The 13,064-nt window shown below is 58.4% G+C and carries 9 protein-coding genes; 5 read left to right on the top strand and 4 right to left on the bottom strand.

The annotated features are described in order from the left end of the window. Positions 1 to 90: 90 nt before the first annotated feature. Together GUC22_RS11840 and GUC22_RS11835 are read right to left on the bottom strand one after the other, a co-directional pair. Positions 91 to 996: an N-acetylmuramic acid 6-phosphate etherase gene (locus tag GUC22_RS11840; protein ID WP_160183526.1), complete on the bottom strand. Its 906-nt coding sequence runs from the start codon at positions 994 to 996 to the stop codon at positions 91 to 93. 222 nt (positions 997 to 1,218) lie between these two features. After that, positions 1,219 to 1,959 carry an SDR family oxidoreductase gene (locus tag GUC22_RS11835; RefSeq protein ID WP_049088930.1) on the bottom strand — a complete coding sequence of 247 codons (741 nt, stop codon included), beginning with the start codon at positions 1,957 to 1,959 and terminating at the stop codon, positions 1,219 to 1,221. Positions 1,960 to 2,066: 107 nt separating this feature from the next. Here GUC22_RS11835 and GUC22_RS11830 point away from each other — a divergent pair, with 107 nt between their 5' ends. The 3 genes from GUC22_RS11830 (at position 2,067) to dcuR (ending at position 5,406) form a co-directional block, all read left to right on the top strand. Further along, entirely contained in the window at positions 2,067 to 2,963 is an 897-nt protein-coding gene (locus GUC22_RS11830; RefSeq protein WP_098065847.1) for a LysR family transcriptional regulator, read from the top strand. A gap of 107 nt (positions 2,964 to 3,070) precedes the next feature. Continuing rightward, on the top strand, positions 3,071 to 4,690 hold the full coding sequence (locus GUC22_RS11825) for a sensor histidine kinase (RefSeq protein ID WP_032711022.1): 1,620 nt from the start codon (positions 3,071 to 3,073) through the stop codon (positions 4,688 to 4,690). Next, positions 4,687 to 5,406, top strand: a complete 720-nt coding sequence (dcuR, locus tag GUC22_RS11820; protein ID WP_004119659.1) for a two-component system response regulator DcuR — start codon at positions 4,687 to 4,689, stop codon at positions 5,404 to 5,406. Before GUC22_RS11825 ends, dcuR begins: the two co-directional genes overlap by 4 nt. On the opposite strand, the gene GUC22_RS11815 is transcribed toward dcuR, so the two are convergent. Together GUC22_RS11815 and GUC22_RS11810 are read right to left on the bottom strand one after the other, a co-directional pair. Then, positions 5,387 to 6,337, bottom strand: a complete 951-nt coding sequence (locus tag GUC22_RS11815; RefSeq protein ID WP_160183525.1) for an FAD:protein FMN transferase — start codon at positions 6,335 to 6,337, stop codon at positions 5,387 to 5,389. The two genes, dcuR and GUC22_RS11815, sit on opposite strands and share 20 nt — an antisense overlap. Positions 6,338 to 6,404: 67 nt before the next feature. Beyond that, a complete protein-coding gene (locus GUC22_RS11810) occupies positions 6,405 to 9,182 on the bottom strand; it encodes a flavocytochrome c (protein WP_160183888.1) in 2,778 nt (925 codons plus the stop codon). 627 nt (positions 9,183 to 9,809) lie between these two features. On the opposite strand from GUC22_RS11810, the gene GUC22_RS11805 reads away from it, so the two are divergent. Then, positions 9,810 to 11,315, top strand: a complete 1,506-nt coding sequence (locus GUC22_RS11805; protein ID WP_024358016.1) for an anion permease — start codon at positions 9,810 to 9,812, stop codon at positions 11,313 to 11,315. Between the two features lie 52 nt (positions 11,316 to 11,367). Next, the gene (gene fumA, locus GUC22_RS11800; protein ID WP_134878421.1) at positions 11,368 to 13,023 is read left to right on the top strand and encodes a class I fumarate hydratase FumA; all 1,656 of its coding nucleotides are present in this window, start codon (positions 11,368 to 11,370) and stop codon (positions 13,021 to 13,023) included. The last annotated feature ends 41 nt before the right edge of the window (positions 13,024 to 13,064 follow it).

Below are 13,064 nucleotides of genomic sequence, written 5' to 3'. Positions count from 1 at the left end.
AAAATAAAAGGATAAAAGGTGGGGAATAACGCCAGCGCTATAGGCGAATTAAATTATCACCCGGCGCGAATACGCGCCGGGTGCGTTCATTCAGGCGACCGTCTGCGCCGCGCGCAGCGCAATCCGCAGATGGTCGTTATGCTCTGCCAGCAGCTCGCGCGCCTGCCAGGCATCCAGCCCGCTGAGTAACATGAATATCGCCGTCCGGCAGTGCTGATTGCAGCTGGCCAGCGCGGCTTTGGCCTCGCTGCGCGAGCACGCCGTCGCCGCCATCACGATGGCTATCTGCCGCTCGGCCTCGTGCGGGGTACTGGCCTGCAGATCGACCCGCAGATTTTGATATACCCGTCCCGCGCGAATCGCCAGCCCGGTGGTCAGCATGTTAAGGATCTGCCGCTGCGCGATTTGCGCTTTCGGATTACCAAAGCCCGCCACCGCCTCCGGCCCGGTTTGCGGGGCGATGATGATATCCGCCAGCTGCGCGGCTTCGCTCGCGGCCTGCTGCGTCACAACCGCAATCGGCGCGCCCAGCGACCAGGCGTGGCGCATCGCGCCCCAGACCCATGGCGTTTTACCGCTGACCGTCAGCGCCAGCAGCATATCCTGGTTGCTGAACTGCAGCACCTGAAGTTCAAAAGCCCCAAGGTTGTAGTTATTCGCCGCGGCGTCCCGCTCCTGGCGGGCGGCGGTCGGCCCGCCGGCAATCAGCCCGACCAGCGAATGTTTTCCCTCCGGGGTAAATTCACTCACCGCCTGCACGGCGGCATGGCCCGATGCCCCGGCCCCCACAATCACCAGCCGCCCTCCCCGGCTGAGCGTCGCCGTCGCGTTATCAATCAGGCGCGCGATCGCCGGCAAACAGGCCTCAATGGCATCGGCAATCCGCTTATCATCCTTGTGCAGCAGCGTCAGCATATCGAGGGTGGCAAGACTATCAATATGGGTGGTTTCAGGGTGGCGTCGTTCCATCATTGAAGCGGTTGGCTTACTGCTCATAAAAACCTCCATTTAAACGCGAAAGAACCTTCTGGGACGAAAGCGCAGGCCTGAGGCAAACCCTTTCATTGACCATGGCTATTAATGGCAGTGTAAAGCTTAAGCGACGCGCTTTACCGCCACCGAAGTCACAGTTTTCGCCCCCCTGAAGCCATTCAGCTGCCGATTGGTCGTTATCCAACCACAGGCGCGACGAGGTTAAGCTAAGACGTCAAGGATGAATTAGCGCAGGGTCAGCCCGCCATCAACGGCGTACTGGCCTCCGCTGACGAATGACGCCGCGTCGGAAAGCAGAAACAGCGCCACTTCAGCCGCTTCAGCCGCCGTCCCCTGACGGTGAAGCGCCAGGCGACTGACCACCGAGGCTTCAAACTCGCGGCGCGCCTCATCGCGCATAAAATGACGAAAATCGGTATCAATCGGACCGGGAACCAGGGCGTTGACGCGGATATTTTTTTCCCCTAACGCCGATGCCCAGCAGCGGGTTAATGAAATCAGCGCCCCTTTTGTCGCCGAATAGAGGCTCGCCGCCGCGGCCCCCTCATAAGCGGAAGTGGATGCCGTCACCACCACCGAGGCCCCCGGATTAAGCTTCCCGGCGAGCGCCGCCATCTGAAGAACCGGCCCGCGCACGTTGGTCGCCATCATGTGATCAAAGGCCGCGGCATCAATCTGCGATAGCTCCCCAACGGCGGCATATCCAGCATTGAGCCACAGACCATCAAGCCCGCCGGAGGCGTGAATTTCCTCGGCCAGCGCCGCGCCGGTCAGGGGATCGCTGGCATCGTTGTCGATGACCCTGGCCCGATCCGAGAGCTGTCGGCGTAGCAGCGCCAGCCGCCGGGGATCGCGCCCGGTAGCAATCACCCAACCGCCTTCGCGATCGATACGCTGTGCTCCGGCAAGCCCGATCCCGCTGGTCGCGCCGGTGATAAGAACTCTTTTTGCGCTAAATCTCGCCATCGTCGTTTCCCCTGTCCGTTAAATGATATTCATCAGGATGGTAACCAGCGAGGGACTATTTGATAATATGCCTATTATCAACAAGACTGTTTGGAGAAATCGCCATAATGCGGGGAAGTGATTTTGCGGAATTAAAAGCCTTCGCGATGGTCGTTGAGCAAGGCAGCTTTACCCGGGCGGCGGCGCACCTCGGCGTTACGACCTCCACCTTAAGCGCAACCATCCGCCGACTTGAGGAGCGCATCGGCGTACGTTTATTACACCGAACCACGCGCAGCGTCGCGCCGAGCGAGGCCGGTAAACGCATGATGCAGCGGCTGGCCCCTGCGCTGGCGGCTCTCCAGGACGCGGTGACCGATGCCCAGACGGCCAGCGCGCCTGCGGGCCGCCTGCGCCTCAATGTTTCGCGCATCGCCGCGATTCATTATCTGGCGCCGGTACTGGGCGGCTTTATGCAGCGCTACCCCAAAATTGAGCTGGATATCGTCACTGATGACGCTTTGGTCGATATCGTTTCGGCAGGTTTCGATGCCGGAATTCGTCTCGGTGAAAAGCTCCATCAGGATATGGTTGCCGTCAGGCTGAGCGGTGACCTCGAAATGAAAGTCGTCGCCTCGCCGCGCTACCTGGCGCAGGCGCCGCAGCTTCATAAACCGCAGGATTTGCTGCAGCATCCCTGCCTGACCTATCGAAGGCCAAGCGACGCCAGCGTGTATCGCTGGGAGTTTCAGCGCGACGGCGAAAGCTGCGAGATTGCGGTCAAAGGCCCCATCGTGGTCGATGAGCCGGCCATGCTGACGCCATTGGCGCTCGCAGGCGCAGGCGTTGCGTATCAGTTTGCCCATCAGGTTGATCCCTGGCTGGCGACGGGCCAGCTGGTTCAGCGATTAAAAGAGTGGACCCCGGCTTTCCCCGGTTTTTACGTTTACTACCCCAGCCGTAGGCAAATGGCATCGCCGCTGCGGGCGTTTATCGACTATCTGCTGGCCGTCGGCGGCAGATAGCGACCGCCTGCTTGGCGATCAGGCTGATTTTGCTTTTATTACACGGCTTTATGAAAGGTGCTGGTTCAGCGATAATACCTGTCTAAACGTTTTGTCCTGGGGTGGGTATGAATGAATTCGCGCAGCCGGCATCGCCCGCGCGTAAACGCGCAATGAGTATGAAGCTGAGCACCGCCGTGACCTTAATGATCGGCAGCGTCATCGGTTCAGTACTGATTCTGGTCTATGCCCTGTGGTTTATGCAGATTAGCGGCGCAACCCGCGACGGCGTCAAAGATACGGCGCTGGCGGTGGCGCGGACGCTGGCCGACGCCCCGGAAGTCAAGCGCGGCCTGACGCTGCCGCCGGAGAGCGGCATTATCCAGCCGCTGGCGCTGGCCGTCGCCAGACGCAATGGCCTGCTGTTTGCCGTCGTCACCAATATGGACGGTATTCGCTACTCGCATCCCAATAGCCAGATTATCGGCAAACCCTTTATCGGCGAGGACATCCAGCCCACGCTGGCGGGCAAGGAGAACGTCGCCGTCAACCACGGCGTGCTGGCTCCGGCGCTGCGGGTCTTCACCCCGGTGTTTGACGACAGCCGCCGGCAAATCGGCGTGGTGGCGATTGGCATTTCGCTGAGCAAAGTGGATACACAGATCGCCGCCAGCCGCTGGGACGTGATCCTGACCGTGCTGTTCAGCGCGGTTGTGTGCGCCGTCGGCACCTGGAGCCTGGTCCGCGGCCTGAAGCGTGTTCTGCTGGGCCTCGAGCCGCAGGAGATCTCAACGCAGTTCCAGCAGCGCCAGGCGATGCTGCACTCTTTAAAAGAGGGCGTGGTGGCGGTGGACGCCGACGGCCAGGTGACGCTGATTAACCCCGCCGCGCGCGATATCCTGTTCAGCGGCCCCGATAGCGACATCGCGCAAACGCCGCTGCTGGCGGATTTGCAGGAGGTTCTGCAAACCGGCGAGCCGATTTACGATCGCGAGCTGGGGTGCAACGGTCTGCTGCTGATCAGCAACACGGTTCCCGTTCGCGACGAGGATGACGTGGTCGGCGCGATCAGCACCTTTCGTGACAAAACCGAAGTTAGCCAGCTGCTGCAGCGGCTCGACGGGATGGTGAACTATGTCGATGCCCTGCGCACCACGTCGCATGAATTTATGAATAAGCTGCACGTGATTCTCGGCCTGTTGAATATGAAAAGCTACGACAAGCTGGAGGAGTACGTGCTGCAGACCGCCCACACCTATCAGGCGGATATCGGCGAAATCCAGCACCGGATTAAATCACCGGTGGTGGCCGGCTTTTTGATCGGCAAAATTCAGCGCGCTAAGGAGCGGGGTTTTACCCTCACCCTCGCCGAAGAGAGCCTGGTGCCCGACTGCCCGAATGAAAAACAGATCACCGTGCTGGTCACGGTGCTGGGCAATTTAATCGAGAACGCGCTGGATGCCATGAGCGGCCAGGCCGAAGGCGAGGTCAGCCTGCTGCTGCACTATCAGAACGGCTGGCTAAGCGGCGAAGTCAGCGATGATGGTCCCGGTATCCCGGAAGCCTTTATCGATGATATTTTTAATAAGGGCTTCTCGACTAAAGGCGAAAACCGCGGCGTCGGGCTGTTTCTCGCCAGCCAGCAGCTTCGCGAACTCGGCGGATCGCTGGCCGTAGAATCCGAACCCGGCGTGTTTACCCAATTTTTCGTTCATCTCCCGTGGGACAGTAAAAGGAAAAGTGCGTGATAAATGTATTAATTGTTGACGATGATGCCATGGTTGCCGAACTGAACCGCCTGTACGTGGGGCGAGTCAGCGGCTTCCGCTGCAGCGGCACGGCGTCGACGCTGAGTAAAGCCAGGGAGATGGTTAACGACAAGGATCTGGAGATCGATCTGGTGCTGCTGGATGTCTACATGCAGCAGGATAGCGGTCTCGATCTGCTGCCCGCCATTCGCGCTTCCGGGCGGGCTATCGACGTGATAATGATTACCTCTGCCGCCGACGCCGCGACGGTTCAGGCTTCCATGCGCTACGGCGTGGTGGACTATCTGATCAAACCCTTCCAGTTTCCGCGTTTTGAAGAGGCGCTGACCGCCTGGCGCGAAAAACGCAAGTTGATGACCGGTCAACCCTATTATGAACAAGCGGACGTCGACCGGCTGCTCCACGGCGGCGTGCCGGAAGCCGCCGATTCGCGCAAGTTACCAAAAGGCCTGACGCCGCAGACGCTGCGTACCCTCTGTCAGTGGATTGATGCCCATCCGGACGTGGAGTTCTCCACCGACGAGCTGGCGGCAGCGGTAAATATATCCCGGGTATCATGCCGTAAATACCTGATTTGGCTGGCGCAAATTAACATTCTTTATACCAGCATTCACTATGGCGCCACCGGACGCCCGGTGTATCGCTACCACCTGATAGCCGAGCAGTACGGCCTGCTTAAGCAGTACAGCCAGTAAGCCGGTAGCCGTCATCCAGCAGTTGAAAGCGGAAATGGCGCTGTGAAGAGAGGATAACGTCGCGGTTTTTGGTGACGAAAATCGCTTCGATATCCTCGCGCTGGCGCAGCGCCGCGCATCCCTTCTCTACGCCGAGGCCGTAGATCAGGGTGGTCCAGATATCGCCGTCCAGCGAGTCGGCGGAAATAATCGTTACGCTTTCCAGCTCGTTATCCAGCGGGTAGCCGCTGCGCGGGTCGAGAATATGGTGCCAGCGTTTGCCGTCCTGCTCGAAGTAGCGTTCGTAAATGCCCGAGGTCACCACCGATTGCCCCGCCACCGCAATGCTGCCAATCAGCGCATCCGCCGCCGAGTACGGTTTTTTCAACCCGATAGACCATTCGCCCAGCGTGTGGACGTTGCCGCCGAGATTAATCAGCGCGGCGCTCACGCCCTGTTGCCGCAAATAATCGCGCACCCGGTCAGCGATATAGCCTTTCGCGATGGCCCCCAGGTCAATCTCCATTCCCGCGCGGGCAAGATAGACGCTGCCGACGGCGTCATCGAGGATCACATCCTGCGGACGCGTTAACGTCAGGCGAGCGGCAATGTCCTGCGCGGCGGGCACGCTCTGCCCCTGGAAGCCGATGCGCCACAGCTTCACCAGCGGACCGATCGCCAGGTTAAAGGCGCTGTCCCGTACCATGCTAGCGGCTTTGGCGCATTTAATCAGCGCATACACCGGGCGGCTCACCGTCACCGGATGCCGCCCGGCGGCATGGTTGATATCCATCACCTGGGACTGCGCGCGGTTAACGGTGAAAAGATCTTCATAGCCTTTAATCAGCTGAAAGACGCGGGAGGCGAGCGGTTCATCGTGAACGTAGAGCTTGAGGAGAATGGGCGACCCCATCAGTACGGCGGAGTAGCTGTAGACGCGGTTGTCGGACATATTGCCCTCCTCAGAGAGATAAGAAGCCGGGCCGTCAATTTGCCAGCCCGGCGGGGGTCGCTGACGCTTAACTTCTGGCGCGTTTCGCCGCCTGATGGCCCGCGAGGGTCCCGAAGATAATGATATCGGCCACCGCGTTGCCGCCGATGCGGTTACCGCCGTGAATGCCGCCCACCACTTCGCCCGCGGCAAAAGCGCCCGCAATCACCTGATGACCGGCGTTTAGCACCGCGGTATCGGTGTTAACGGTCACGCCGCCCATCGTGTGGTGAACCCCCGGCGCGATACGAATCGCATGGTAAGGGCCTTCATTGATCGGCGCGCGCAGCGCGGTGGTACGGCCAAAGTCATCGTCATGCTGTTTTTCAACGAAGCCGTTGTAGCGCTCCAGCGTATTGAGGAAAGCATGGTAATCCATCCCCAGTTTCTCCGCCAGCTGGCGCGGCGAGCTGGCGCTGGTGACGAAACCTTTGGCGATGTACTCGTCGGCGGCTTTGTTTTTCGCCCGCACGTGCTCGTCAAAGACGATATACGCGAAGTGTTCAGGCAGCGCGATAATCGCGGCGGAGACCTTATCGCGGGTCTCCATTTCGTTGAAGAAGCGGTTGCCCTGCGGGTTCACCAGAATCGCCCCGCCGCCGCGAATCGATTCGGAAATCAGATACGAGGTTTGCTGCTCGACGGTCGGGTGGATCTGGATTTCGCCCATATCCACGGTGCCCGCGCCGATGCGTTCAAGCAGCGCGATACCGCCGCCGGTGGCCCCTTTATGGTTGGTGGTCACAAAACCCGCCAGATCCGGGCGGTATTTCACCACCATCGCGCTGTTGGCGCTGAAGCCGCCGGTGGCCACCACAATGCTCTTCGTCTGTACCACAACCGATTCGTTTTCATCGGTGAGCAGGCGCACGCCGCTGACCTCATCGCCGCTCATCAGGATCTCTTCCACCGACGTATCCAGCAGGACATCGATACCGCGTTTGGTGATATTACGCACCAGGCCGCTGATCAGGTAGCCGCCGACCGCCGACCCGTCGCGCGGACGGTGGGTACGGTCGATGCTCATCCCGCCGGTGGTGGTGATATCGTTAAGCATAATGCCGCGACGCGCCAGCCACTCAATGGCTTCCGGCGCATTCTCCACGAAGCGGCGCAGCAGCTGCGGATCGTTTTTGTTTTTGCCGCCTTTCAGCGTTTCCTGGTAGAACAGCTCTTTGCTGTCCTCGATGCCTTTTACGCGCTGGAAGCGGGTTTCTGCGGCATTCATCCCGGCAGAGGCTTTGATGGTGTTGCCGCCGATGGTCGGCATTTTTTCAACGATCAGAACGCTCGCGCCTTCATCGTGCGCCTGGATCGCCGCCGCCAAACCGGCTCCGCCGCTGCCGACCACCACCACATCGTAGCTTTTCGGCGCCGCATCGCCCGCGCCCTCTTCGGCGGCCAGCGCTTTACTGGACTTCAGCATCGCTTTGGAAACCGCCTTTTTCACCGCTTCGCTCTGGCTGGTCGCGCCGGAAATCGCATCCACATGCGGGGTGTTGGCGCTGAGGATCCGCTCGCGGATCTCTTCAAAGCTGGTGGTGAACTCGACGGTCTGTACCGGGCTCGCCGCCAGGGCGATATCGGCGATGCGGTCGTTTTCCAGGCTGACGTTGATCACCAGTTCGTTGGCGTCGTCCTGAACGGTTTCGACGAACATCCCCGGTTTGAATTTGGCGTCGCCCATGCTCATATCGCGGATCATCGCCTCCACCAGCGAGAAGCGCCACAGCGGTTCCGGAATGTTCAGCGCTTCGCGCTGGGTGCTGTCAATAAATAGTTCCAGCTCTTCGCCAGCGGCAATGCGCGCGGTCCAGTCAGGATACGCGATACAGGCGCGGCCAACCGCCATCAGGTCGTAGCCGTGATCCAGCCCCTGCCCGGCATCGGCCGCGTTAACCACGCAGCCCACGCCCATCACCGGCACCTGCGCCAGGGTTTCAGAGCGCATGGCGCAGTATTTTTCAATCAGCGGCGTGGGATCGCTGGTATCCACGATAGAGGGGCGCAGCGTGGCGCCAACCGAGAAGTGGAGATAGTCCACGCCGCGGGCGGCCAGTTTTTCCAGCAGGTACATGGTGTCAGCAAAACGGATGCCGGGGACTTCCATCTCTTCCGGGGAGAAACGGTAGCCGATAATAAAGGCGTCGTCAGCGTACTGGCGGGCCATTTTGTGGGTGATGTCGAGCACCGCCAGCGGGAACCTGGCGCGATTATCGCGGCTGCCGCCCCACTCGTCGTCGCGCTGGTTAGAGTTTGGTGAATAAAACTGCTGGATCAGATAGGTGTTCGCGCCGTGAATTTCGACGCCGTCAAAACCGGCCTGAATGGCGCGGCGTACGCCTTCGCCAAACTTCGCGATCATACCTTCAACTTCTACCCCGCTCAGAGCACGCGGCGTGGCTGCGCCATCGCGCGGCGCGGCAATTGCGCTCGGGGCGACCGGCTGGCGTCCGCCGATAAGCTGCGGGTCGACCATCCGGCCGCCGTGGTAGATCTGCAGAATCGCTTTTGAGCCTTCGGCCTTGATCGCCGCGGCGATTTTCGCCAGACCGGCCACTTTCTCATCATTATCGATACCGATAGCGCCGGGGAACGCCAGACCGTAATCATCGATAAAGCAGCATTCAACGATAATGGCGCCGATGCTGCCGGCGCGAGCGCGGTAGTACTCCACCAGTTCACTGGTCACGGTACCGTCAAAATAACCGGTGCAGGTGGTCATCGGCGCCATCAACAGGCGGTTTTTTAGCTCGGTGCCGTTCGGTAAAGTAAAAGGGTGTAAAATTCGTTGGTTACTGGTCATCATGACGCTCCAGATTTTAAATATTGAAAATTCAGAATTGGGTGACGGAATTATTTATACTTGTATTTAGTAATCCCTTAAGTCATGCCAATAATATAACGCTATTTTTAGTTACCAAAGTAATTACGTTAGTTAAAAAACTATTTAATACCAGCAATAACATCACTACCTCCTTTGTATTATTAATTAAAAATATTTTATTCACACAACAGAGATAAACGATAACAAATCGGAAACCATTGTTAACACATCCAGCTCAAGCAAAATAAAATAAAAATATTATAATTCAAATAGATAAAATTAAAACTCATTATGCAAATCAATTAAAATTTAACATTTAGTCATATTCCCCACAAATTAACACCTCACTAAACAGGGTTATCCGCAATAATAAAAAAGTGTCTGACAACCCGCTTTTCTTGATCTCAATCAATTGCAACGGCGCATGAAAGCGCAATATATAAATAACCAAATATTTTAATTTAGCGCTCAGTAAACTGCGTTAAATAACGGTCAGCGCAATAACCACAACCGACAATTAATAATTAAAGAAACTTTCGAAACTAAAGAAATCGGACGGTTAGCCGGTGACAAAACCTTATTTTTAACTACTTGCAGATACTCATTATGAAAGAGAAAAAGACAACCATACCGCCTGCCGGTGCAGCAAAAAATGCTGCTTATAAACGTCTGCTGATGATGGCGATGCCCATTATCGTTGCCGTTTTACTCTTATTCGTCCCGGTGCCTGAAGGGCTCCCCCCTTACGCCTGGCACTACTTTGCCATTTTCGTCGGCGTGATCGTCGGTCTGATCTTCGAACCGCTGCCCGGCGCGGTGATTGGTATTACCGGCGTCGTGGTCATCGCCCTGTGCAGCCAATGGCTACTCTTTAGCCCTGAACAGCTGGCCGCGCCGAACTTTAAGCTTGCCGGCGCCTCCTTCAAATGGGCGGTGAGCGGTTTCGGTAACTCCACCGTATGGCTTATCTTCGGTGCTTTCATGTTTGCCGCCGGCTACGATAAAACCCAGTTTGGCCGCCGTCTGGCGCTGATTCTGGTGAAATATCTCGGCCGCCGCAGCCTGACGCTGGGCTACGCCATTACCTTCGCCGACCTGCTGCTGGCGCCGTTCACGCCGTCCAATACCGCGCGCAGCGGCGGGACCATCTACCCGATTATCGCTAACCTGCCGCCGCTGTACGGCTCTAAACCTAACGACCCAAGCGCGCGCCGCATCGGCTCCTACCTGATGTGGGTGGCGATCACCGCCGCCTGTATCACCAGTTCGATGTTTCTCTCTGCGCTCGCGCCGAACCTGCTGGCGCTGGCGCTGGTGAAAAGCATCGTCGGCATTAATATCTCCTGGGGCACCTGGTTTATCGCCTTCCTGCCGCTGGGTATCCTGCTGATTCTGACGATGCCGCTGCTGGCCTACTGGTTCTACCCGCCGGAAGTAAAGGTCAACGATGAAGTGCCGCTGTGGGCCGCCCGCGAGCTGGAAAAACTGGGCCGCCTGTCGCGCAATGAAATCCTGCTGCTGGTCTTCGTCTGCTTCGCGCTGATGATGTGGATCTTCGCCGCCGAATGGATTGAACCAGCGCTGGCCGCCCTGCTGGTTATCGTGCTGATGCTGTGGACCGGCGTGCTCTCGTGGAACGATATCACCAGCAACAAAGCGGCGTGGAATACCTTTGCCTGGTTCGCCACTCTGGTGGCGCTGGCCGACGGCCTCTCCTCCACCGGTTTTATCGCCTGGCTGGGTAAAGAGGGCGGCGCGCTGATGAGCGGCATCTCCCCGGGCGTCGCGACCGTCGTCCTGCTGCTGGCGTTCTATCTGCTGCATTATCTGTTTGCCAGCACCACCGCGCACACCACCGCACTGCTGCCGGCGATGCTGACTATCGCCTCCACCATTCCGGGGATGAATATGCAGGTCTTCGTGCTGCTGATGGTGACTTCGCTCGGCGTGATGGGGATCATCACCCCTTACGGCACCGGCCCCAGCCCAATTTACTACGGCAGCGGCTATCTGCCGACCAAAGACTACTGGCGTCTCGGCACGATTTTCGGCGCCATCTTCCTGGCCGCCCTGCTGCTGATTGGCTATCCGTGGATGTCCATGATGTTCTGATTCATAACCGTCGGGCTGAACCCCGGCGGTTTTACTCTTAGGGAGCAAAGCAATGTCGACTAAACCGTTTGTCTATCAGGAAGCGTTTCCGCTGGCAAAAGATAAGACTGAATACTATCTGCTAAGCAAAGAGCACGTCTCCATCGCCGAATTCGAAGGCCAGGAGATCCTCAAAGTAGACCCTCAGGCCCTTACCCTGCTGGCGCAGCAGGCTTTCCACGATGCGGCGTTTATGCTGCGCGTGTCCCACCAGAAACAGGTCGCGCAGATCCTTCTCGACCCTGAAGCCAGCGATAACGATAAGTATGTGGCGCTGCAGTTCCTGCGCAACTCTGACATCGCCGCCAAAGGCGTGCTGCCCACCTGCCAGGATACCGGCACGGCGATTATTATGGGCAAGAAAGGCCAGCGCGTGTGGACCGGCGGCGGCGATGAAGCGGCCCTCGCCCGCGGCGTCTATAACACCTATACCGAGGACAACCTGCGCTATTCGCAGAATGCGCCGCTGGATATGTATAAAGAGGTCAACACCGGCACTAACCTCCCTGCGCAGATCGACCTCTACAGCGTCGACGGCGACGAATATAAATTCCTCTGTATGGCCAAGGGCGGCGGCTCGGCCAACAAAACCTATCTGTATCAGGAAACCAAAGCGTTAATTACGCCGGCGAAGCTGAAAAACTACCTTGTCGAGAAGATGCGTAGCCTGGGAACCGCCGCCTGCCCGCCGTACCATATCGCCTTTGTGATTGGCGGTACCTCGGCAGAAGCGACGCTAAAAACGGTTAAGCTGGCCTCTACCCACTATTACGACGAACTGCCGACCGAAGGTAACGAGCACGGTCAGGCCTTCCGCGATATTCAGCTGGAGCAGGAACTGCTGGCGGAGGCGCAAAACCTCGGTCTTGGGGCGCAGTTCGGCGGCAAATACTTCGCCCACGATATCCGCGTCATCCGCCTGCCGCGCCACGGCGCGTCGTGCCCGGTGGGCATGGGCGTCTCCTGCTCGGCGGATCGCAATATCAAAGCCAAAATCAACCGCCACGGTATCTGGATTGAGAAACTGGAGAGCAACCCGGGACAGTATATCCCTGAACACCTGCGCCAGCAGGGTGAAGGCAGGGTCGTCAGCATCAATCTTAATCAGCCGATGAGCGAGATTCTGGCCCAGCTTTCCGCCCACCCGGTCTCGACGCGTCTGACCCTCAACGGCACCATTATTGTGGCCCGCGATATCGCCCATGCGAAGCTGAAGGAACTTATCGATAACGGTGAGGAACTGCCGCAGTACGTCAAAGATCACCCGATCTACTACGCGGGTCCGGCGAAAACCCCGGAAGGCTATGCGTCCGGCTCCCTTGGCCCCACCACCGCTGGCCGCATGGACTCTTACGTCGATTTGCTGCAATCCCACGGCGCAAGCATGGTGATGCTGGCCAAAGGCAACCGTAGCCAGCAGGTCACCGACGCCTGCCATAAGCACGGCGGTTTTTACCTCGGCAGCATCGGCGGCCCGGCGGCGGTGCTGGCGCAGCAGAGCATCAAGAGCCTAGAGTGCGTGGCCTATCCTGAACTGGGGATGGAAGCCATCTGGAAAATCGAAGTGGAAAACTTCCCGGCGTTTATCCTCGTGGATGACAAAGGCAATGACTTCTTCCAACAGATCCAGAATAAGCAGTGCGCGGGCTGTTCACAGCAAAGAGGGTGATATTAACCGCCCCTGGCGGCGGGTCACTGTCGAAGGCCGTC

It is taken from the genome of Klebsiella sp. MPUS7, assembly GCF_009905335.1.
GTDB classification, from domain to species: Bacteria; Pseudomonadota; Gammaproteobacteria; order Enterobacterales; family Enterobacteriaceae; genus Klebsiella; species Klebsiella grimontii.
The sequence above is the reverse complement of the archived record's forward strand: the minus strand, read 5'-3'. Positions and strand labels throughout refer to the sequence as shown.

Coding starts and splice junctions, on each gene's coding strand:
- fumA (WP_134878421.1), top strand. CDS start 11,368: ATGTCGACTAAACCGTTTGTCTATCAGGAAGCGTTTCCGCTGGCAAAA.
- GUC22_RS11840 (WP_160183526.1), bottom strand. CDS start 996: ATGAGCAGTAAGCCAACCGCTTCAATGATGGAACGACGCCACCCTGAA.
- GUC22_RS11830 (WP_098065847.1), top strand. CDS start 2,067: ATGCGGGGAAGTGATTTTGCGGAATTAAAAGCCTTCGCGATGGTCGTT.
- GUC22_RS11815 (WP_160183525.1), bottom strand. CDS start 6,337: ATGTCCGACAACCGCGTCTACAGCTACTCCGCCGTACTGATGGGGTCG.
- GUC22_RS11825 (WP_032711022.1), top strand. CDS start 3,071: ATGAATGAATTCGCGCAGCCGGCATCGCCCGCGCGTAAACGCGCAATG.
- GUC22_RS11810 (WP_160183888.1), bottom strand. CDS start 9,182: ATGACCAGTAACCAACGAATTTTACACCCTTTTACTTTACCGAACGGC.
- GUC22_RS11835 (WP_049088930.1), bottom strand. CDS start 1,959: ATGGCGAGATTTAGCGCAAAAAGAGTTCTTATCACCGGCGCGACCAGC.
- GUC22_RS11805 (WP_024358016.1), top strand. CDS start 9,810: ATGAAAGAGAAAAAGACAACCATACCGCCTGCCGGTGCAGCAAAAAAT.